21 protein-coding genes are annotated in these 20,875 nt (G+C 62.9%); 12 read left to right on the top strand and 9 right to left on the bottom strand.

All coding sequences use genetic code 11. The features are described 5' to 3' along the window. Positions 1–75 precede the first annotated feature (75 nt). Both K3724_RS07770 and K3724_RS07775 read left to right on the top strand, forming a co-directional pair. Positions 76–819 carry a GNAT family N-acetyltransferase gene (locus K3724_RS07770; RefSeq protein WP_259991565.1) on the top strand — a complete coding sequence of 248 codons (744 nt, stop codon included), beginning with the start codon at positions 76–78 and terminating at the stop codon, positions 817–819. Between the two features lie 93 nt (positions 820–912). Beyond that, positions 913–2,697 (top strand): ABC-F family ATP-binding cassette domain-containing protein, encoded by a 1,785-nt coding sequence (locus K3724_RS07775; protein WP_259992590.1) that lies wholly within the window; start codon positions 913–915, stop codon positions 2,695–2,697. Between the two features lie 157 nt (positions 2,698–2,854). Here the strand turns inward: K3724_RS07775 and K3724_RS07780 are convergent, their stop codons facing one another. From K3724_RS07780 to K3724_RS07790, 3 genes are all read right to left on the bottom strand, one after another. Then, positions 2,855–3,409 carry a sugar O-acetyltransferase gene (locus K3724_RS07780; RefSeq protein WP_259991567.1) on the bottom strand — a complete coding sequence of 185 codons (555 nt, stop codon included), beginning with the start codon at positions 3,407–3,409 and terminating at the stop codon, positions 2,855–2,857. 280 nt (positions 3,410–3,689) lie between these two features. Next, on the bottom strand, positions 3,690–4,445 hold the full coding sequence (locus K3724_RS07785; RefSeq protein WP_259991569.1) for an SDR family NAD(P)-dependent oxidoreductase: 756 nt from the start codon (positions 4,443–4,445) through the stop codon (positions 3,690–3,692). Between the two features lie 88 nt (positions 4,446–4,533). After that, positions 4,534–5,460 (bottom strand): GNAT family N-acetyltransferase, encoded by a 927-nt coding sequence (locus K3724_RS07790; RefSeq protein WP_259991571.1) that lies wholly within the window; start codon positions 5,458–5,460, stop codon positions 4,534–4,536. Positions 5,461–5,506: 46 nt separating this feature from the next. Between K3724_RS07790 and K3724_RS07795 the strand changes: the two genes are divergently transcribed. After that, positions 5,507–5,644, top strand: coding sequence for a hypothetical protein (locus K3724_RS07795; protein ID WP_259991573.1), 138 nt, complete (start codon positions 5,507–5,509; stop codon positions 5,642–5,644). A 306-nt stretch (positions 5,645–5,950) separates the two neighbouring features. On the opposite strand, the gene tyrS is transcribed toward K3724_RS07795, so the two are convergent. Beyond that, positions 5,951–7,207, bottom strand: coding sequence for a tyrosine--tRNA ligase (gene tyrS, locus K3724_RS07800; RefSeq protein ID WP_259991575.1), 1,257 nt, complete (start codon positions 7,205–7,207; stop codon positions 5,951–5,953). 144 nt (positions 7,208–7,351) lie between these two features. Here tyrS and K3724_RS07805 point away from each other — a divergent pair, with 144 nt between their 5' ends. After that, positions 7,352–8,461: an anhydro-N-acetylmuramic acid kinase gene (locus tag K3724_RS07805; protein WP_259991577.1), complete on the top strand. Its 1,110-nt coding sequence runs from the start codon at positions 7,352–7,354 to the stop codon at positions 8,459–8,461. Positions 8,462–8,541: 80 nt separating this feature from the next. Here K3724_RS07805 and K3724_RS07810 read toward each other — a convergent pair whose 3' ends face one another. Together K3724_RS07810 and K3724_RS07815 are read right to left on the bottom strand one after the other, a co-directional pair. After that, on the bottom strand, positions 8,542–9,444 hold the full coding sequence (locus K3724_RS07810; RefSeq protein ID WP_259991579.1) for a fatty acid desaturase: 903 nt from the start codon (positions 9,442–9,444) through the stop codon (positions 8,542–8,544). 45 nt (positions 9,445–9,489) lie between these two features. Beyond that, positions 9,490–9,909, bottom strand: a complete 420-nt coding sequence (locus tag K3724_RS07815; protein WP_259991581.1) for a cupin domain-containing protein — start codon at positions 9,907–9,909, stop codon at positions 9,490–9,492. A gap of 56 nt (positions 9,910–9,965) precedes the next feature. Between K3724_RS07815 and K3724_RS07820 the strand changes: the two genes are divergently transcribed. Next, positions 9,966–11,384: a YdiU family protein gene (locus K3724_RS07820; RefSeq protein ID WP_259991583.1), complete on the top strand. Its 1,419-nt coding sequence runs from the start codon at positions 9,966–9,968 to the stop codon at positions 11,382–11,384. 153 nt (positions 11,385–11,537) lie between these two features. After that, positions 11,538–12,242 carry an endonuclease/exonuclease/phosphatase family protein gene (locus K3724_RS07825; RefSeq protein WP_259991585.1) on the top strand — a complete coding sequence of 235 codons (705 nt, stop codon included), beginning with the start codon at positions 11,538–11,540 and terminating at the stop codon, positions 12,240–12,242. Positions 12,243–12,534: 292 nt separating this feature from the next. Here K3724_RS07825 and K3724_RS07830 read toward each other — a convergent pair whose 3' ends face one another. Beyond that, positions 12,535–13,854 carry a DEAD/DEAH box helicase gene (locus K3724_RS07830; protein WP_259991587.1) on the bottom strand — a complete coding sequence of 440 codons (1,320 nt, stop codon included), beginning with the start codon at positions 13,852–13,854 and terminating at the stop codon, positions 12,535–12,537. 350 nt (positions 13,855–14,204) lie between these two features. Between K3724_RS07830 and K3724_RS07835 the strand changes: the two genes are divergently transcribed. From K3724_RS07835 to K3724_RS07855, 5 genes are all read left to right on the top strand, one after another. After that, the gene (locus K3724_RS07835) at positions 14,205–14,618 is read left to right on the top strand and encodes a Fur family transcriptional regulator (protein ID WP_129371195.1); all 414 of its coding nucleotides are present in this window, start codon (positions 14,205–14,207) and stop codon (positions 14,616–14,618) included. Positions 14,619–14,821: 203 nt separating this feature from the next. Continuing rightward, the gene (locus tag K3724_RS07840) at positions 14,822–15,721 is read left to right on the top strand and encodes a DMT family transporter (protein ID WP_259991590.1); all 900 of its coding nucleotides are present in this window, start codon (positions 14,822–14,824) and stop codon (positions 15,719–15,721) included. 184 nt (positions 15,722–15,905) lie between these two features. Then, positions 15,906–17,183: a phosphopyruvate hydratase gene (eno, locus tag K3724_RS07845; RefSeq protein WP_259991592.1), complete on the top strand. Its 1,278-nt coding sequence runs from the start codon at positions 15,906–15,908 to the stop codon at positions 17,181–17,183. Between the two features lie 103 nt (positions 17,184–17,286). Continuing rightward, entirely contained in the window at positions 17,287–17,604 is a 318-nt protein-coding gene (locus K3724_RS07850) for a hypothetical protein (protein WP_259991594.1), read from the top strand. A 22-nt stretch (positions 17,605–17,626) separates the two neighbouring features. Next, positions 17,627–18,079, top strand: coding sequence for an MEKHLA domain-containing protein (locus tag K3724_RS07855; RefSeq protein WP_259991596.1), 453 nt, complete (start codon positions 17,627–17,629; stop codon positions 18,077–18,079). A 561-nt stretch (positions 18,080–18,640) separates the two neighbouring features. Here the strand turns inward: K3724_RS07855 and K3724_RS07860 are convergent. Next, positions 18,641–19,090 (bottom strand): N-acetyltransferase, encoded by a 450-nt coding sequence (locus K3724_RS07860; protein ID WP_259991598.1) that lies wholly within the window; start codon positions 19,088–19,090, stop codon positions 18,641–18,643. Further along, a complete protein-coding gene (locus tag K3724_RS07865; RefSeq protein ID WP_259991600.1) occupies positions 19,087–20,028 on the bottom strand; it encodes a nucleoside hydrolase in 942 nt (313 codons plus the stop codon). Before K3724_RS07865 ends, K3724_RS07860 begins: the two co-directional genes overlap by 4 nt. A 271-nt stretch (positions 20,029–20,299) precedes the next feature. Between K3724_RS07865 and K3724_RS07870 the strand changes: the two genes are divergently transcribed. Beyond that, the gene (locus K3724_RS07870; protein WP_259991602.1) at positions 20,300–20,854 is read left to right on the top strand and encodes a hypothetical protein; all 555 of its coding nucleotides are present in this window, start codon (positions 20,300–20,302) and stop codon (positions 20,852–20,854) included. Positions 20,855–20,875: the final 21 nt, after the last annotated feature.

The following is a 20,875-nucleotide window of genomic DNA, read 5'->3' on the forward strand; positions in this document are numbered from 1 at the left end:
TGCCGGTCCAGCGGGCTTCACCGGGCTGTCACAGCGCTTATGTTAAGGGCTGAGCCGGAGAAGGGGGAGGCCGTGATGGCAGCGGAGCAGGGCGTGCTTTTGCACAAGGGATGTTACCGCGCCCGCCTGGCGGCGGGGCCGGCCGATGTGGCAGCGGCGCAGGCGCTGCGCGCGCTGTGCTTTCGCACCGGCGGCACCGATTGCGACGCTTATGATGCGGCCTGCGCGCATGTGCTGGTGGAGGAGGTGCGGACCGGTGCTCTGGTCTGCTGCTTCCGGCTGCTGGTGCTGGAAAGCGGAGCGGACTTGCCGCGCAGCTATTCGGCGCAGTTCTATGATTTGCAGGGATTGCAGGCGTTCCAGGGCCGAATGGCGGAGCTGGGCCGGTTTTGCGTCCATCACGATTGGCACGACCCGGATATTCTGCGCATTGCCTGGGGCGCGGTGACCGTCTTTGTCGATGCCCGGGGGGTGCAAATGCTGTTTGGCTGCTCGTCTTTTGCCGGTAACTCCACAGCAGAGTATTTGGACGCTTTTGCGCTGCTGAAGCACCGGCATCTGGCACCGCTTTGCTGGCGGCCGCAGGTGAAGGCGCCGGATGTGTTCCGATTTGCTGCGAGGCTGCGGCGGAAGCCGGATGCGAAAAAAGCGCTGCTGCATATGCCGCCCCTGCTGCGGACCTATCTGCTGATGGGCGGCTGGGTCAGCGATCATGCGGTGGTCGATGCCTGTATGAACACGCTGCATGTGTTCACCGGGCTGGAGATCGGGGCCATTCCGGCTGCCCGCAAACGGCTGCTCAGGGCGGTGGCCGGGTGAATTTGAGTATTTTTGAAAAGATGAAGAAGCGGCGTTGACGCGATTCTGCCGCCGGGGTAGCTGGCTGGCATGGCACGTATTCCTCTTTTGCAGATGTCCGGTATTTCCCTCACCTTTGGGGGCGATCCGGTTTTTTCCGATCTCGATCTGGTGGTTCAGCCCGGCGACCGCGTTGCCCTGGTGGGCCGCAACGGGTCGGGGAAATCCACGCTGATGAAGGTGATGGCGGGGATTGTTGAAGCGGATAAGGGCGCGATTGTGGTGCCGCCGGGTAAATCGGTGGGCTACATGGAGCAGGATCCGCAGATGACGGGTTTTGCGACCTTGGGCGATTTTGCCGCCAGCGCGCTGGACCCCGGTGAGATGTACAAGGTGGAGCGCGCGGGCGAAGGGTTGAAGTTCGATCCGGCGCGTCCCGTTGAAACCGCATCCGGCGGGGAACGCCGCCGGGCAGCGCTGGCCAAGCTGATGGCCGAGGCGCCGGATCTGATGCTGCTGGACGAGCCGACCAACCACCTGGATATCGAAGCGATCACCTGGCTGGAGAATGAGCTGAAGGCGACCCGCGCGGGTTTTGTGCTGATCAGCCACGACCGGGCGTTTTTGCGGGCGCTGACGAAGGCGACGCTGTGGGTGGACCGGGGCGAGGTGCGCCGGCAGGAAAAGGGGTTTGAGGCCTTTGAAGCCTGGCGTGACAAGCTGTGGGAGGAAGAAGACCAGCAGCGGCACAAGCTGAACCGGCTGATCAAATCCGAAAGCCGCTGGGCGGTGGAGGGGATTTCCGCCCGCCGCAAGCGCAACATGGGCCGGGTGCGGGCGCTGCAGGATCTGAAATCCGAACGCAGCAACCAGATCAAGCGCCAGGGCGCGGCTGAGATGGCTTTGGATTCGGGGCCGAAATCGGGCCGCAAGGTGATTGAGGCCGAAGGGCTGGGCAAGGCCTTTGGCGGCAAGCAGATCGTGCAGGAATTCTCGCTGAAGGTGCAGCGCGGCGACCGGGTGGCTTTTGTCGGACCCAATGGCGCAGGCAAGACCACGCTGTTGAAGATGCTGCTGGGGCTGGAACAGCCGGATACGGGGGCGGTGAAGCTGGGCACCAATCTGGAGCTGGCGCTGTTTGATCAGACGCGGGATCAATTGGATGGCAATGCGACGCTGTGGGAGAATCTGACCGCGGATCCCCTGCTGGGGGTTTCCGGCAAGGCGGATCAGGTGATGGTGCGCGGGCAGCCGAAACATGTGGTGGGCTATCTGAAGGAGTTTCTGTTTGATGAGGCCCAGGCGCGTGCGCCGGTGCGGTCCTTGTCGGGCGGCGAGAAGGCGCGGCTGCTGTTGGCGCGGCTGATGGCGCGGTCCTCGAATCTGCTGGTTCTGGATGAACCGACCAACGACCTGGATGTGGAGACGCTGGACCTCTTGCAGGAGCTGCTCGATAACTACGACGGCACCGTGCTGCTGGTGAGCCATGACCGGGATTTTCTGGACCGGGTGGCGACCACCACCATTGCGATGGAAGGCGACGGCAAGGCCACGGCATACGCCGGCGGATGGAGCGACTACCTGGCGCAGCGCGGGCCGCTGGAGATTGCGGACAAGTCTGAGAAGGTGAAGATTGCAAAGCCGAAGCCCAAGCAGGAAAGCCAGCCCAAGGACGGGCTGAGCTTTAAGGAAAAGCACAGGCTGGAGGCGCTGCCGGGAGAGATTGAGCGGCTGGAAGCGGAGATTGGCAAACTGCAGGAATTGATGGCGGATCCAGCGCTGTTCACCCGCGAGCCGGTCAAGTTCAAGAAAGCGACCGAGGCGCTGGTGGAGCGGCAGGAAAAGCTGGCGGCAGCTGAGGAAGAATGGCTGCTGCTGGAAGAAAAAGCCGAGGGCTGAGACCATTGTTTCAGTTAGGACAGTAAGGCTGACCAAATGTTTCGCGCGCGAAACATTTGGTCAAAGATCCTGCCATAATGCTTTGGAATTCATCAGGAAATATGAAGCGCGGGTTAAGGCGGCGGGCGCTGCCTTAACCGTCTGACGACCGGCTTGATTACAGGCGCCGGGGGCGGGCGGGGTTGCCTGTCACCGTTTCGCCTGCAGCCACATCCCTGGTCACTACTGCCCCGGCGCCGACGATGGCGCCATCGCCGATGGTGACGCCCGGCAGGAGGATTGCGCCGCCGCCGATCCAGACGTCCGTGCCCAGGGTAACGGGGCGGGCGATCTCCAGCCCTTGCGCCCGCAATGCCCTGTCCTTGTGGTGTTGGGCGCAGTAGATCTGCACATTCGGCCCCAGCATGGCGCCGTCGCCGATGATAACCGGCGCGGTGTCCAGAATGGTGCAGCCGGCGTTCAGATAGACGTTGCAGCCCAGGGTGATGTTGATGCCATAGGCGCAATGAAACGGCGCCTCAACCAGGCAGTTTTCGCCGTGGGCCGCAAAGAGCGCGGCCAGCGGAGGGCTGAGGTTTTCTGACGAATCCGGAAGTTCGGCGTTGTGCTGGTGCACCGCAATCCGGGCCTGATGGCGCAACGCCGAGAGTTCGCCGTCCAGGCAACAGTACCATTCGCCTGCCTGCATTTTCTGCCGTTCGGTTTTGCTCATCGAAGCCTCCTGACCAGCGAGTGAAGATCGGGAGGCTGGGATTGTCAATTGCCGGGGTGGCTCCCGCGCCCGCAGGTGTTTGGCTGTGCCAAGCACCTTTGTGCGGCCTTGGGCCAGGCATTGCTGCGCAACGCAGAAGTTTTTGCTGAGATGCGCTTCAGGGGCAAGTTTGCCCTGAAGGCGCGATTTCGAGTGTTTGACCTGCTGAGGCCGCGTCAAGGATGAGCGGCGCAAGCGCCGCCGCTTGCGCGGCCCTTGACCCGGCCTCAGCAGCTGGGCGTCAGCGCATGCGCAGGGCGCCGTCGATGCGGATGACTTCTCCGTTGAGGTAACCCATTTCGACGATGAAGCCTGCAAGGCGGCCGTATTCGCGCGGGTCGCCCAGGCGGGCGGGGTTTGGCACGTCGGCGGCCAGCTGCTGCTGCACCTCTTCCGGCAGGCCTGCCAGCATCGGGGTCATGAAGATGCCGGGTGCGATGGTCATCACCCGGATGCCGGAGGATGCGAGATCACGTGCCATCGGCAGGCACATGCTCGCTACCCCGCCCTTGGAGGCGGCATAGGCGGCCTGGCCCTTTTGGCCGTCAAAAGCGGCGATCGAGGCGGTGTTGATGATCACGCCGCGGGCGCCGTCAGCGTCAGGAGTGTTCTTGGCGATTTCCACAGCAGCGAGGCGCGCCACGTTGAAGGTGCCGACCAGATTGATGTCGATGGTGCGCTTGTAGGCGTCCAGCGGATGCGCGCCGTCCTTGCCGACGGTCTTGGCACCGATGGCGATTCCGGCGCAGTTCACACAAGCGGTGATCTTACCCATCTTCCCGGCCGCGTGGGCGATGGCGGCGGAGACTGAATCTTCGCTGGTGACGTCGGTTTGGGCGAAATGCCCGCCGATCTCTTGCGCCACCATGGCGCCGCGGTCGGCGTCGCGGTCCAGGATAGTGACCTGGGCGCCTTGGTCGGCAAAGTAGCGGGCGGTGGCCTCGCCCAGGCCCGAGGCGGCGCCGGTGACAATGGCAGCGGTGTCTGCAAGTTTCATGAGCGGGGCTCCTCCCGGTTATCTGAACGTGTGTTCATATAATGGAGGCGGCCTGCATCTGTCCAGCGGGACGGGACGTCGCGGGCAGTCAGGCGCCCATTTGCTGCCGGTCCAGCAGCGCCAGGGGACGTAAGAGGCGGCCCAACGGCGGCCAAAGGCCCCAGGTTCCGCCCAGGCGGTGCGCCTTGGCGCCGGTGCCGAGTTTGAACCGGGCAAGCCCAGCGGCGCGGCTTGTGTCAATCAGGCCAAGGTCGAGGCGGCAGATGCCCTTGGTGGCGAGCCAGGATGCGGCCTCCCACATCAGCAGGGGATGGGCGCTGAGCTGTTTGCCGCGCGCGGTGGTATGGGCGATGTGGTAGGTGGCGCTGCTGCCATGGGTGAGGATCAGGATGGCGGCGACCGGGTCTTTGCCCTCGAACGCCTGGAACAGTTTGGCCTGGCCCTTGTTTTCACGCGCATAGGCAAGGGTGAGGGCGATGGGCCAGCTGCGGTAGCCGCGCGCGGATTGCTGTTTGGCGTCGGCTGCAAACAGCCAGTGGCGCGGGTCGTGCGGCAGGTTCTGGCGGGTGAGGCGCAGGCCCTGGGATTCGCCGTGGTTCAACCGGTTGCGCCATTTCTGGTGCAGGGCTGCGCGGCGCTGCTCCGGATCTTCGGTCAGATCCCAAAGCGCAGCATGCGCCGGGGTGACAAGCGGCACCGCGCCAAGGCGGGCGAGCTGCGGGGTCGGTGTTTCCGGCGACAGGATCAGCGGGGTGCGGCCCAGGCCGTGCCTGCGTAAGGCTGGCATCAGGGGGGCGGGGTTGCTCAGATCCGCCCGGTTCACCATCGCCAGGCGCAGCCCGCCGGGCAGGCGGCGGTGCAGGACCAGCAGGTTCTGCGCTTCATCCAGTATCAGCGGGTCCTGTCCGCAGGCCATCAGCGCACGGGCAAATTCCGGCGATTGCTGGAGCGCGCGGAGCTGCGGGCGGGTGGTTGCCGCTGCGGGCATATCGGGATCGGGGGCGCTGTCGAACATGGGGCCATTAACGCGCTGGAAACCTAAATCATGGTTAACTTTCCGCATGAAGCAAACAAAACTGATCAAGGGGCAGGCGGCTGCGGCCCCGCGGATGACCAAGGCAGCGGCACTGCTGATTGCCACCGGGCTGTCGGTGCCGGTGTTTCTGGGGCTGACGCTGCTGGAAGCGCTGGCATTCTAGGCAGGAATTACTGCTGGAAGGCGCTTAAGGGCAGGTTTGCCCTTAAGCGCCTGTTTGAGTTTACCCTGGCCATCCCCGCCTCAAGGATAAACCGTGCTGCGCCGTCCTTGACCCGGCGCTGGCCTGTAGTGGCGTGTGTCTCAAAGGAAGCGCGACCGCGCCGCGCGGCTGCGCGGCGCTATGCCCAACCATGACGGCCCATCTAGGATGGGGCCGGAATGGGCGGGAGGGCTTGCTGCAAATGAAAGCTGCAAAAGAAAAAGGAGAGCGCGGCGGCTCCCCTTTTTTGTGTTACTTCCGGCCTGTTCAGCCGTCCAGCCGCACCAGCGCGTGGCGTTTCTTGCCGGCGCTCAGTTTGATTGGCGAAGAGAGCGCGCCTGCGTCGATCATCAGGCCGGCATCGGTCAGCGGCTGGTCGTCGATTTTGGCACCGTTCTCGGAAATCAGCCGTTTGGCGTCCTTGCCGGATTTGGCGAGGCCGGATTTCACGATCAGCTGCACAATGGAAATCCCGTCACCCAGATCCGCCGGAGTGAGCGACAGGGTCGGGAGGTCGTCGCCCACTCCGCCCTTCTCAAACACTTCGCGGGCGGTGGCTTCGGCCGCGGTGGCGGCCCCGGCACCGTGCAGCAGCGTGGTCACCTCATTCGCCAGGATCACCTTGGCGGCGTTGACCTCGGACCCTGCCAGCGCGCCCAGGCGCTCGCACTCATCAACCGGCAGCTCGGTATAAAGCTTCAGGAAGCGGCCCACGTCGGCGTCGGTGGTGTTGCGCCAGAATTGCCAGAACTCATACGGGCTGCGCATTTCGGCATTCAGCCAGACCGCGCCGTCCTGCGATTTGCCCATCTTCTTGCCGTCCGATGTGGTCAGCAGCGGCGAGGTGAGGCCATAGACCTCATGCTCGATGGTGCGGCGGGTGAGGTCGATACCATTGACGATATTGCCCCATTGATCCGAGCCGCCCATCTGCAGGATGCAGCCGTAGCGGTTGTTCAGCTCCATGAAGTCATAGGCCTGCAGGATCATGTAGTTGAATTCGAGGAACGACAGAGATTGCTCGCGGTCGAGGCGTGATTTCACGCTTTCAAACGCCAGCATCCGGTTGACCGAGAAGTGGCGGCCGATGTCGCGCAGGAATTCCAGATAGTTCAGACCGTCCAGCCATTCGGCGTTGTTCAGCATCAGTGCCTTGTTTGGCGCGTCAGTGTCATAGTCGATATAGGCCGAGAACACCTTTTTGATGCCGGCGATATTGTCGTCGATCTGCGCCTCAGTCAGCAGCGGGCGTTCATCGGCGCGAAAGGAGGGGTCGCCCACCTTGGTGGTGCCGCCGCCCATCAGGGTGATCGGCTGGTGGCCGGTCTTCTGGAACCAGCGCAGCATCATGATCTGGATCAGCGAGCCGACATGCAATGACTTCGCTGTCGCATCAAAGCCGATATAGGCCGGGCGCACACCGCTGATCAGGGCGTCATCCAGCCCTTGATAATCGGTGCAGTCCGCGAGGAACCCGCGTTCCATCATGACTGCGACGAAATCCGATTTCGGTGTGTAGGTCATAACATGCCTCGGTCTATGAATTTGCACCATGCCCTATAAATCGCATTGATGCCGGTTGGAACCTGTTTTCCCGGCAATTTAAGCGTTGTAGAGTCAGGCGCAAGCGGGCGGAACGGCCCGGAGCCATAAGGACGGGGGCAGGCCATGAGCAGGGCCATAGCAAAAACAGGCCCGGTGCGGGCGCTGGGAGCGATGAGCGGCACTTCGCTGGACGGGGTGGATGCCGCCGTGGTGGTGACCGATGGCGCGTGCATTCACGGATTTGGCGAGAGCAGTTACCGCGAGTACACCGAAGCCGAGCGTAGTGTGCTGCGGGCAGGGCTGGGCAAATGGACCGGGCCGGAGGTTGAGGCCGCAACTGAGGTTTGCGATGCGGCCCATGCGGCGGCGCTGGCAGAGTTCGAGGACGTGGAGATCATCGGCTTTCATGGCCAGACCCTGGCCCATGCGCCGCGGCTGCAGGGTACGCTGCAGGTGGGCGATGGGGCGGCTCTGGCCGAACGTCTTGGCAAGCCGGTGGTCTGGGATTTCCGCTCTGACGATGTGTCGATGGGCGGAGAGGGTGCGCCGCTGGCGCCGTTCTTTCACTTTGCCTGCGCCAAATACATCGGCGCCGAACGGCCGCTGTGCTTCCTGAACCTGGGCGGGGTTGGCAATCTTACCTATGTGGATCCGCGGTTTGAGCGGGCCGAGGAACCCGGCGCGCTGCTGGCGTTTGACACCGGCCCGGCCAATGCACCGGTCAATGATCTGGTGCAGGAGCGGCTTGGCATTCCCTGGGACGCGGATGGCAAGGTGGCGCGCTCCGGCACCGTGGAGACCGGTGCTTTGGAGCTGTTTCTGGCCGAGCCGTATTTTGCAAGAATGCCGCCCAAGTCACTGGATAGGAACGATTTTGACGAGATGGTCGGGTTGGTGAAGGAGTTGAATGACTCGGACGCCGCGGCGACCTTGATCGCCATGTGCGCGGCCAGCGTGGCGCAGGGGATGGAGCATTGCCCGGAGCCGCCGGAGGTGGTGCTGGTCACTGGCGGCGGGCGGCGCAACCCGGTGCTGATGCAGATGCTGCGGGTGTCGCTGGACTGTGCGGTGAAACCTGTCGAGGACGCAGGCCTGGACGGCGACATGCTGGAGGCGCAGGCCTTTGCCCATCTGGCGGTGCGGGTGGCGCGGGGGATGGCGACATCCTGCCCCGGCACCACTGGTGTGCGCGCCTGCGTCGGCGGCGGGGTGGTGAGCGTGCCGGGGGCGTAAGATAGAGACGCGGGGACAAGAAACTTCGAAGTTTCTTGTCAAATTTCTTTGAAGAAATTTGTGCGGCCTTTGACGGCCGGTCAGTGGGAGATCTGCCGGAGGTAGTCTGATGTGAACTCCGCATACCCGCCCGAAGCCGACTTCAGGTGCGCCTGTGTGATGGCATGAAAAGCGGGCAGCTGGTAGAAAGGCACATTTGGAAAAGCATGATGCTCGGCGTGATAAGGCATGTTCCAGGCCAGAAAGCGCACCAACCGGTTGGTGAAGGTGGTGCGGGAGTTCTCCAGCATGTTGGCAACTGGCGGGCAGAGCCCGTGTTCTGCCAACAGATAGGCGCGCAGGAACGGCTGGCCGATCAGCAGCGGCACAAGCCACAACCGCAAAACCAGTGGTGACACCAGCAGGGTCAGCAGGGCGGCTGTGTAGACGATTAACAGCACCCGCGCCTCCAGCCGCATGTGCGCATGGCGGCGTTCCGGCAGGTACGGCGCATCAATGGTGCCAAAGGCGTTGCCCCAGAGGGTCCCTGCCATGCCGCGCCAATAACCCCAGCCGCTGAGGTATTTCAGCCATTGGGAAAGGGTCTCGGGGCGCGGTCCTTGTTCCAGCTCGGGGTCGCGTTCGGGGTCGTTGGTGAACTTGTGATGCGCCAGGTGAAAGTAGCGGAACCAAACAAAAGGCAGCGCCATGGCCAGGGCGCAGACATGGCCTGCGGCCTCGTTCAGCCACTTGCTGCGGAACGGGGTCTGGTGGGTGCATTCGTGGCTGAGGGTGAACAGGAAGACCAGCAGCACCCCCTGCGGCAGCAGCAGAAGCGGCCAGAAGGGCACTTGCAGCGCAAGGCCCGTGGTGCAGGCAGCCAAAGCGGCAAGGTACAGCGCAAGATGCTGCAGCCCTGCAGCATCGGAACGGGTGGTCAAGGACGCTTTGGTCTCCGGCGGCAGCGACTTGATAAGGGTGGTGTGGTCCATAGGTGCAGGCATATGGACAGTTTTGTCCAGTCTTCTGATTCGCTGCAAGAGACGGGGTCAGCCACGCGGGATGTCAAAGCCAGGCGCAGCAAGTTCGAATCCTTCGAACTGGAACCCGGGCGAGACGGTGCAGCTTACCAATGTGCAGTCCCCGGTTGTGCGGGCCGCCTGCCAGTGACCTTTGGGCACGATCTGCTGCGGCGCGCCTTTGGTCAGATCAGGGGTCAGGATGTGGTCTTGTGCCGGGCCTTCCCTTGTCTCCGCCACCGACAGCACCAGCGGTGCACCGGCGTGGAAAAGCCAGATCTCCGTTGCATCGACCCGGTGCCAATGGCTGTTTTCGCCGTCCTTTAAAAGAAAGTAAATACAGGTGCCTGCGGGGCGGCCTTCATTCCCGGCCCGCCAGGTTTCCCGGTACCATCCGCCCTCGGGGTGCTGCTGCAAGCCCAAATGTTCGATGATCTGATCTGCCGTCACTGCAGGCTCTCCCTTTTGGCGCTGGTAAATCTGTATACCAAGCATATGTTTGGGCTATGGCATTCACGTTCCCCTTTGATAACACATATGCTGCCCTGCCGGGGCAGTTCTACTCCAAACTGGCGCCAGAGGCGGTGAAGGCGCCGAGGCTGATTGCCTTCAACGAGGATCTGGCCCGGGTGATGGGCATAATCCCGGGTGAGGGGGCAGAGATGGCGGCGGTCTTTGGCGGCAACAAAGTGCCCGAGGGGGCGGACCCGCTGGCGCAGCTCTACGCCGGGCACCAGTTCGGCACTTATAATCCGCAGCTTGGCGACGGCCGGGCGATCCTGCTGGGTGAGACGGTGGGAACCGACGGCAAGCGCCGGGATATCCAGCTGAAAGGCTCCGGGCGCACGCCCTATTCCCGCAGCGGCGATGGCCGTGCCTGGCTGGGCCCGGTGCTGCGCGAATATGTGGTGAGCGAGGCAATGCATGCGCTTGGCATCCCGACCACCCGCGCGCTGGCGGCAGTTGAGACGGGCGAGACTGTCTGGCGCGAGGGCGGTTTGCCCGGTGCGGTGCTGACCCGGGTGGCCTCCAGCCATCTGCGGGTGGGGACGTTTCAGATCTTCGCGGCGCGCGGCGACAAACACAGCCTTCGGCAGCTGACGGACTATGCGATTGCCCGCCACTACCCGAATGCGGATGGTCCTATGGGTCTGCTGCGTGCGGTGCGTGATGCGCAGGCCAAGCTGATTGCGGCCTGGATGGGCGTGGGCTTTATCCACGGGGTGATGAACACTGACAATTCCGCGATCTCGGGCGAGACAATCGACTATGGCCCTTGCGCCTTCATGGATGTTTACCATCCGAATACGGTGTTTTCCTCGATCGACCGCGGGCGGCGTTATGCCTATGCCAACCAGCCCAATGTTGCAGTGTGGAACCTGGCGCAGCTGGCCACCGCGCTGATCCAGCAGCTGGACGACCCGCAGGCAAGCGTCGAAGAGGCGACCGAAATCGTTCATGCGATGCCGCAGCTGACCGAGGACGCATGGCTGGCCCGGTTCCGGGCCAAACTGGGGATCACCTCGGCACAGGAAAATGATCTTGAGCTGGTCACGGGCCTGCTGGAGCGGATGGCGGAAAACAAGAGCGATTTCACCAACAGTTTCAGGGCGCTGGCGGCGGGCACGGCGCGCGATCAATTCACCGATCCGGCGGCATATGACAGCTGGGCCGAAGGCTGGCAGGCGCGGCTGGCGGATGAGCCGGACCCGCAAGCGGTGATGCGGGCCGCCAACCCGGCCTTCATCCCGCGCAACCACCGCATCGAAGAGATGATCGCGGGCGCCGTGGCGGGAGACTATGCGCTGTTCCACCGGCTGAACACGGTTCTGGTCAGCCCGTATAAGAACCAGCCGGAACACGCAGACCTGCAGCGTCCGCCAGCGCCGGAGGAAGTGGTGCAGGCGACTTTCTGCGGAACCTGATCTGCTTCTTTCTGGTTTCAAATACTCCCGGGGGTGAATTGAGCCGCAGGCTCAAGAGGGGGCGGGCAGCCCCCCGGCCACGCCTGCGGCGGGATGACGGTTGTGTTTCAGATGTGTCCTGCGCCAAACTCCGGACAAGCCTGGAGGCACCGGATGCCCAATCAACCGCCGCAGGATACGCTGCGGGTTGCCACATACAATATTCAGAAATGTATCGGTCTGGACCTGCGCCGCCGGCCGGAGCGCATCTTGCAGGTGATCGCCGGACTGGCTGCGGACGTGGTGGTGCTGCAGGAGGCCGACAAGCGCCTGCCGCCGCGGCCCGCGGCGCTGCCGCATTTTCTGGTCGCGGAAACCGGCTGGCAGGCGGCGGACCTGGGCGGCGCGGGATCCCTGGGCTGGCACGGCAATGCGGTGCTGTTCCGGAATGGCGCGCAGTTGCAGGCCAAAGGCCATATTGTTTTGCCGGGGCTGGAGCCGCGCGGCGCGGTCTGGGTTCAGCTGAAGACGGTTTTGGGGCCGGTGCGGGTGATTGGCGCGCATCTGGGACTGACAGGACGGGCGCGGCGTGAACAGATGCGTGCCTTGGCCCATGCGGCAAAGCGCGAGGACAGCGCGGTGGTGCTGGCGGGGGATTTCAATGAGTGGTCGCGGGGGGCGGTGCTGGAGCATATCACTCCGGCGCTGACTTTCCTGCCGCCCAAGGCGAGCTTTCCGGCGCTGCGGCCCCTGGGGGCACTGGATCGGATTGCGTATTGCAAGCGGTTGAAAGCCGTTGCGCATGGGGTGCATGGGGCACGGCCTGCGCATATTGCCTCGGACCATTTGCCGGTCTGGGCGGATTTGCAGGCGGTGTGAAGCGGGAGCGCTCCCGCGCCCGCAGGTGCGTCAGGCTGTGCCTGAAGCCCCTTGGCGGCCTTGGGCCGGGCGTTGCTGCGCAACGCAAGGAGGGGGCGGATGTTTGCAGCCGGAACTGTCCCCCGGACAGTTTCCTGCAGGTTTCTGCTGCAGGGAACTGCTTCAGGGGCAGAGTTTGCCCCTGAAGATGGCTGTTTGAGTGTGGCGGATGCTTTGCTGTTCCGGGGCAAGGATGAACAGCGCTGACGCGCTGCGGCAGTACCGTCCTTGACCCGGAGCTGCGCGGGCAGGCTTAGCGCGCGCGCTGTTTTTGGCCGCCGCGCTGGCCGTTGCTTGCGCCCTGGGGCTTGCCTTGGCCACCCGAGCCACCGCCGCCGCGGCGGCGCTGGCCGCCGGGTTTGCCGCCGCCGAAACCGCCGCCGCCGCGGCGTGCGCCAGGACGGCCGCCGGGTTTACCAGCCGCCGCCGGATCCGGCAAAGCCTCCCAGGCGCGGCCCGAGGCGACAGGGATGGTGGTTTTCATCACCTTCTGGATCGCCTTCAGTTCTTCCATTTCATCCGGCGAGCAAAATGCAATCGCAGCGCCATCCTTGCCTGCGCGCGCGGTGCGGCCAATGCGGTGCACATAGGCGTCCGGCACATTGGGCAGCTCGTAGTTGTAGACGTGTTTCACGTCCGGGATGTCCAACCCGCGGGCAGCCACATCGGTGGCGACCAGAACCTTGATGTCGCCGGACTTAAAGGCGGCAAGGGCGCGCTCGCGCTGGCCCTGGGATTTGTTGCCGTGAATGGCCGCGGCGGCAAAGCCTGCTTTGTCCAGCACCTTCATCAGCTTTTCCATGCCGTGTTTGGTGCGGCCGAAGACCAGTGCGCGCTCGTCCTTGTGGTCGGCCAGCAGCTCTTTCAGCAGGCTTAGCTTTTCCGCCTTGGCGATGAAATGCACCGACTGGGTGACCTTGTCGGCGGCCTTGCCCGGAGGCGAGACTTCGATGCGGACCGGGCTTTGCAGGTAGGAGTTGGCGATCTCGTTCATCTGCTTGGGCATGGTGGCCGAAAACAGCATGGTCTGACGCTCGGTGGGCAGCAGGGCCGCGATCTTGCGCAGGGTGTGGATGAAGCCGAGGTCCAGCATCTGGTCGGCCTCGTCCAGCACCAGGAAGTCGCAGGAACCCAGATCCAGCGCGCCGCGGTCAAGGATGTCGATCAGGCGGCCAGGAGTGGCGACCAGGATGTCGGTGCCCTTGGCAATGCGGGAGATCTGCGGGTTGATGGACACGCCGCCGACCACCAGGCCGACCTTCATCGGAGTGTTTTCGGTGAGGCCTTTCAGGGTCGCGGCGATCTGGTTGGCCAATTCGCGGGTCGGCGCCAGCACCAGGCCGCGCACGGTGTTGGCGGCGGGCTTGCGGCCGTATTGCATCATCTGCGCAATCAGCGGCACGCCAAATGCGGCGGTCTTGCCGGTGCCGGTCTGGGCCAGGCCCAGCACGTCCTGACCGTTCAAGGCATGCGGAATAGCGCGGGCCTGGATCGGGGTGGGATCATTGAGGCCCAGGTCCTGGAGCCGGGTGAGGAGCTTTTCAGGAAGCCCCATGGTCGAAAATTCAGTCACGTATCGTCCTTTCACAGCCCTGCGTCAGCACGGGCCGGATCCGCTGCAAAACAGCGGTTTCTTGCGGGGCAGGGACCTCGGGCGCGCGCTGGCCGGATGCCAGGCCGCTGGCCTCTGCAATCCCCACGCGTGATTTTGGGAATGTCGGCATATCACTTGACCCCGGGTGTCTTGTCACGCACATGCGGTGCGGCCGGTCTTGGTCTCTGCTCACGCGGCAGGGAGGGATGCCTGGGCGTCAAATGGCTGTGGATAAGCGCATTGTCAACCGTTGATGCCGGCGAAAAGCCTGTTTTCGGCGCAGATTGCATCCGCTAAAGAGGAAAGCCAGAAAACCGCGAGGACCTTCGATGCCAAAGCCGATTATCGCCCGTTGCGAAGCCAAGGGGCTGCGCATGACCGGCCAGCGCCGGGTGATTGCCCAGGTTCTGCAGGACAGCGGCGATCACCCGGATGTAGAGGAGCTGTATGCCCGCGCCAGCGCGATGGATGCAGCGATTTCCATCGCCACCGTCTATCGCACGGTGAAGCTGTTCGAGGAGGCGGGCATTCTGGAGCGGCTGGAGTTCGGCGACGGGCGCGCGCGCTATGAGGATGCCGAGCGGGATCACCACGACCATCTGATCGATATGAACACCGGCGAGGTGATTGAGTTCTGCGACCCCGAGATCGAGGAGCTGCAGGAGCGGATCGCCCGCAAGCTGGGCTATGAGCTGCGCGGGCATAAGCTGGAGCTGTACGGGGTGCCGCGCAAGGCGGAGTAGCATCTGTCCGGCCCCCATTGTTTTCTGCAGATTTCCGGTTGCGCCGGTGGTCTTGGCCGCACGGCGCATCACGGAAATTGATGTGTGTGCTCACGTCTTGTCATGATACCGGGTCGGAAACGGAGTTGCCTGCGCCGGGGCGCTGATGTTCTTTGCCCGGATGGCCCGGCGCACTGCCGGACCGGGATACGGGACGCGCGCTTATGAACAACCTGCATGGTATTCTGCTGGTCATTGCTTCGATGGCTTTTTTCACGCTTGAAGACATGTTCATCAAGCGTCTGTCGGGCACCCTGCCGGTGGGCCAGATCCTGATATTCCTGGGGCTGGGCAGCGGGCTTGTCTTTGCGGTCATGGCCAAGATGCAAGGGCACCGGCTGATGGCGGCGCGGGCCTGGCGCAAAAAACCGGTGATGCGGGCTGCCATGGAAGCTGTGTCGGCTATGGGGTTTGCCTCGGCTTTGGCGCTGGTGGATATCTCGACCGTGGCCGCGGTGTTTCAGGCAACGCCTTTGGTGATCACCATGGGGGCGGCGCTGTTTCTGAAAGAGGATGTGGGCTGGCGGCGCTGGCTGGCGATCTGCGTGGGCTTTGCTGGCGTTCTGCTGATTATCCGGCCCGGATTGGACGGGTTTGAACCGGCCGCACTGCTGGTTGTTGTGGCAGTGCTGGGGGTCGCGGCACGTGATCTGATGACCCGCACAATGGACGCCGGGGTGCCTTCCACCGTGCTGAGTTTTCAGGCTTTCATGGCGGTCATCCCGGCCGGCGCTCTGCTGCTGATTTTCACGCTGGGCGATGCGCAGGCGCTGGCGGGCGGCGAGTGGATGATGATGGCCGGCGGGGTGCTGTTCGGGGTGCTGGGCTATTACGGCATTGTGACGGCGATGCGGGTTGGCGATGCCTCGGCGGTGACGCCGTTCCGCTATACAAGGCTGCTGTTTTCGATCCTTGCAGGCGTTATTGTCTTTGGCGAGCGCCCCGATACGCTGACCCTGGCAGGGTCGGCGCTGATTATCGCATCCGGTCTTTATACCTTTGTCCGGGAGCAGCGGCTGGCCCGGCGGGCGCGGCGCGCGGCTGCTGCTGCTGCTGCGGCCTGAGGTCTCAGGCCGGCAGCACGGCGTGCAATTGTTCAACCCTGTTGGCGCAAACAGCGCAATGTTAGCCCTAAACCGCCGCTTTTACGCGTGTTAGCGATAACGTGACCGGTTTACATTTCCGTCGCGGCTGGTATGACGCTGGCAACAGAACGCGCCGCTTTCAGGCCAAACCAAGGATGGACAGATGAGCACCATTATCGACATTCACGCCCGTGAGATTCTCGACAGCCGGGGCAACCCGACGGTTGAGGTCGACGTGATCCTGGAAGACGGCACCATGGGCCGCGCTGCAGTGCCCTCGGGTGCGTCGACCGGCGCCTATGAGGCGGTGGAAAAACGCGACGGCGACAAATCCCGTTACATGGGCAAGGGTGTGCTGGAAGCGGTTGCGGCAGTGAACGGTGAGATCGCCGAGGAGCTGGTCGGCTTTGACGCTTGTGAGCAGGTCGCCGTGGATATGGCGATGATTGAGCTGGACGGCACCGAGAACAAAGCCCGCCTGGGCGCCAACGCCATCCTGGGCGTGTCGATGGCGGTGGCCAAGGCGGCAGCCGATTTCACCACCCAGCCGCTGTACCGCTATATCGGCGGCACCTCGGCGCGGGTGCTGCCAGTGCCGATGATGAACATCATCAACGGCGGCGAGCATGCCGACAACCCGATCGACATTCAGGAATTCATGATCATGCCGGTGGCCGCGGAGAACATCCGCGACGCGGTGCGCATGGGGTCCGAAGTGTTCCACACTCTGAAAAAAGAGCTGTCGGCGGCAGGCCTTTCGACCGGTATCGGCGACGAGGGCGGCTTTGCCCCTAACATCGCCTCGACCCGCGAAGCGCTGGATTTTGTTCTGAAATCCATCGAAAAGGCTGGTTATAAGCCGGGCGAGGAAATCCACCTGGCGCTCGATTGCGCGGCGACCGAGTATTACAAGGATGGCAAATACGTGCTGTCCGGCGAGGGCAAGACCCTGTCGTCGGAAGAGAACGTGGCCTATCTGGCGGCGCTGGTGAACGACTATCCGATCATCTCGATCGAGGACGGCATGGGCGAAGATGACTGGGACGGCTGGAAGGCGCTGACCCAGGAGATCGGCGATAAGGTGCAGCTGGTGGGAGACGATCTGTTTGTGACCAACCCGGCGCGTCTGGCCGAGGGCATCGAGCGCGGCTGCGCCAACTCGATGCTGGTGAAGGTGAACCAGATCGGCACCCTGACCGAGACCCTGAAGGCAGTCGATATGGCCCACCGCGCGCGCTACACCAACGTGATGTCGCACCGCTCGGGCGAGACCGAGGACGCGACCATCGCCGACCTGGCGGTTGCCACCAACTGCGGCCAGATCAAGACCGGCTCGCTGGCGCGCTCTGACCGGCTCGCGAAGTACAACCAGCTGATCCGGATCGAGGAAATGCTGGGCGAAGTGGCCGAATACGCAGGCCGTTCGATCCTGAAGCGCTGATTTCAGCTGCTTGATCATTGTTTGCGCTCCGGCAAGGCCAGAGCGCAGCTGCCCCCGGTTCCCAATGGCCGGGGGTTTTCTTTGAAGACTACAGGATCGACAGATGAAACTTCCTGTCCTCGCAGCGCTGTTTACGCTGACCTTTGCCGCGGCAGCCGCTGCCGCTCCCGGTGCTGAGGAAACCTGCAAGGCCCTTGCCGCGCGCTCGCAAGGGGAAGGGCTAAGCATGAACCTGTGCACCTGCACCTACAAGCTGGCCGATGAAGTCATGGACGACGATATCAAGGCGCTGCTGTTTCAGTCCTGGAACGACGGGATCGACCGTCAGGAAGAGGCGGATGCCCTCAAACCGCGCGGGCGCGCCAGCAAGCAGTTCAGGAAACTGGAACGGGCAGTCAGAAAGAAATGCGCTCCGTTTTGAGGAACATGCGGTGACGGATCAAATGAAGGAACCCTGCCTGGAAAACCGTTTTCAGGACCGCCACGCGGACCTGCTGCTGAGGTCTTTTGCGCAAGCGACAGGCCGCGTTTTATTGGACGGCGCAAATGCCGAAACGCTGTACCGTGCGCCGTTTGCGGTGCTGTCGCACAACACTGCCGCCGACCCGGTCCTGACCTATGGCAATCTGGCGGCGCAGAGCTTGTGGGAAATGGGCTGGGAGCAGCTGACAGCCATGCCGTCGCGGCTGACGGCGGAGTCGGCGCATCGGGGCCAGCGGGATGCGATGTTCGCTGAGATGCGCGCAAAAGGCTTTATCAGCAATTACACGGGCGTGCGGATCAGTGCGCTGGGGCGGCGGTTCGAGATCCGCAATGCCATCATCTGGCCCTTGCTGGGGGCGGATGGGGGTAAACTAGGTGAGGCGGCGACATTCCGCGATTTTGCTTTTCTCTAGCTCCGCTTGCAGGCAGGGCAGGATGCAGAAGGTGAACGTAAAACAGGGCCCGCGGTTGTGTGGCCCGGTTCACAGACGGGCTTTCACGGACATGTTACCTTAGTCTTACGCGGTCCGGGTGTTACCGCGGGAGAGGAGAGACCAGCATGCCAAATCAAGGTTTTCGCAAATTGGCAATTCAAGCGGGTCTTTCAGTACTGCCAGGGTGCAGCAGCCCGGAATACTCCCCGCTTGGCGGGGACGCCGCTGCACCGCCGGATCCGGTCAGAAGTATGAGTGCAACGGCCGGTTTCATGTACCATCCGGGAATTTAGGACCGGATGGCTGGCGCTCTGGCCGGGGGGCAGAGCGTCAGAACCAAGGAGTGAGCGGCGGCACATCTTAGTCCGCCGCGGTGCATGAGGTTCCATCACCGCGCGAACTGGCACATTGTTTTGTCTGGCTGTTTTGAATTGCCACCGTGCCTGCCGCAGCTCCAACTGCCATTTCGGCAGCGATAGAACAGGCTCTTTGGGGGGAGAGCTGGCCAAAAGGCGCAGCGTGACGGCTGTGCCTTTTGGCTTACATCTCCTTGGTCATCAGCATATAGCTGTCGCGCGGCTTAAACCGGGTGCGCAGATAGAGCCGCCGGGCGGTCTCGTTTTCGCGGTCCACCTCCAGATGCAGAGCACGCAATCCAGCCGTGGCCAGGGTTTTCGGCAGTTCGGTCAGCACCTCGGTGGCAATGCCGCGGCCGCGCACGGCGGGGCGGATGTACAGTTCATCCACAAAGCCGTCCATGCCGCCGAATTCCACCGACCAGCCAAAAGTGATGACGATGTAACCGATCGGCGCGCGGGGCGGGCCGATCAGGTAGACCGCGCCGTAAGGGTGCCCGTTCAGCAGCGGCTCAACCCCGGCGCGGCGGTGGTCCGCTGTTGTCTCCAGGCCGGATTCGGCATGGAAGGCGGCAACCAGAGACAGCACCCGGTCCAGGTGCTCCGGCTTGGCAAGATGCAGGGCGGCGCTCATAGTCGGGCGAGCCTTTCGGTCAGGAGTTTGAAGAAACCGTCCGCATCAGCGTCGCCGATGAATAGGGCGTTGGGTTTTCGGCCGGTGACGCCCCACCAGTCGGCGACGGTCATGCCAAGGGTGAGTTCGGAGCTGGTTTCGATCTCAACGTTTACATGACGGCCGGAGAACAGGCCGGGCTGCAGCAGCCAGGCGATGACGCAGGGGTCATGCAGCGGGCCGCCGTCTGAGCCGTATTTCTCCACATCGAAGCGTTCGAAGAAATCGAGCATGTCTGCAGTGAAATGGCCGACGCGGGAGCCCAGCGCGCGGATCGCCGCGGTGCGGGGTTTGGTGGCCAGCACCTTATGCGTCACATCCAGCGGCATCACCGTGATCGGCGCGCCGGATCTGAACAGGATTTCAGCGGCTTCCGGGTCGACGTAAATGTTGAATTCAGCCGCCGGGGTTATGTTGCCGACCTCGAAATAAGCGCCGCCCATCATCACGACTTCCTGCACCCGTTCGATGATGTCGGGCGCCCGGTTGAATGCGGCGGCAATGTTAGTGAGCGGCCCCAGCGTGCAGAGGGTGACAGTGCCCGCAGGTTCCCGGCGCAGGGTGTCGATGATGAAATCGACGCCGTGCCCTGTGGCCAGCGGCATGTCCGGCTCCCACAGCTTTGGCCCGTCGAGGCCGGTTTGGCCGTGCACATGTTCAGCGGTGATCAGCGGCCGGCAAAGCGGCGCTTTGCTGCCGGCGTAAACCGGCACATGCGTCTTGCCTGCAGCCTCGCAAACGATGCGGGCGTTCTTGCTGGTGAGCGCAAGCGGGACATTGCCTGCGACGCAGGTGATGCCAATCAGATCCAGATCTTCGGGGCTGGCCAGCGCCAGCAGGATGGCCACTGCATCATCCTGTCCCGGGTCGGTGTCGATGATGATTTTTCTCGGTGCCATGGCACTCTCCGCTGGTGGTGAGCCATGAGACTACGCGCAGTTTTGCCGGGATTGAACCGCTGCCGCACCGGCCATGCAATTTTCCGGACATTTTCTGCGACGGAAGTTTGCTGCTGCGGCGTTTGCTTTCTATGGTGGCTTGACGCAGCGTCAGTCGGGGCGGGATGGTCCCGGTTGCGCAGTGGTTTTTTGAAGCCCGGAGACGGGCGGTATTGGTTCTGCGGTGTTTTGCCGGAAGACATATTTTTGATTTTCATGAGGAATAAGAAACATGAGCAATGATCCCAAAGTTGTCGGCGACATCCTGAAGGACAAGAAGATGACCGCTTCTTACATGGATTACTGCAAGCGGCGTTACTGTCTGAATGAGTTCATGTTCACGCAGAACAAAGGCAACCCGGAATCGCTGTGGGCCCGCTATATGGATCAGAAAAAGGGCAAGGAGCCGGTCAATATCACATCGAAGACCTACAATGCGGCCAAGGTGCTGGCGGAAAAGGGCGACTTTAAGAGCGGCGATTGGAAGAAGATCATCGAGACCGGCAAGAAAGAAGTCGTCCTGATGCTGAACAAGGATGTGATGGGCTTCACCGGCAGCGATGAATACAAGAAATACGTTGCCGAAAACCGGATGGGCGACCCCAAAAAGGCGGCCAAGCTGCTGGGCATCACCGATGTGAAAAAGCTGAAGGATGTGATGGTCAGTATCGCAGTTGGCGACAAGAAGACCGGCGAGAAGCTGTGGAAGGATCTGATGAAGAAGGAAAAGATCATCCAGGACTTTAAAACCATCATGGGAAACCTGAAAAAGGCTGGCTTGGCCTGATGCCTTTGGCTGCCCGGCGGC

This window comes from Leisingera sp. M658 (genome assembly GCF_025144145.1).
Lineage (GTDB): Bacteria > Pseudomonadota > Alphaproteobacteria > Rhodobacterales > Rhodobacteraceae > Leisingera.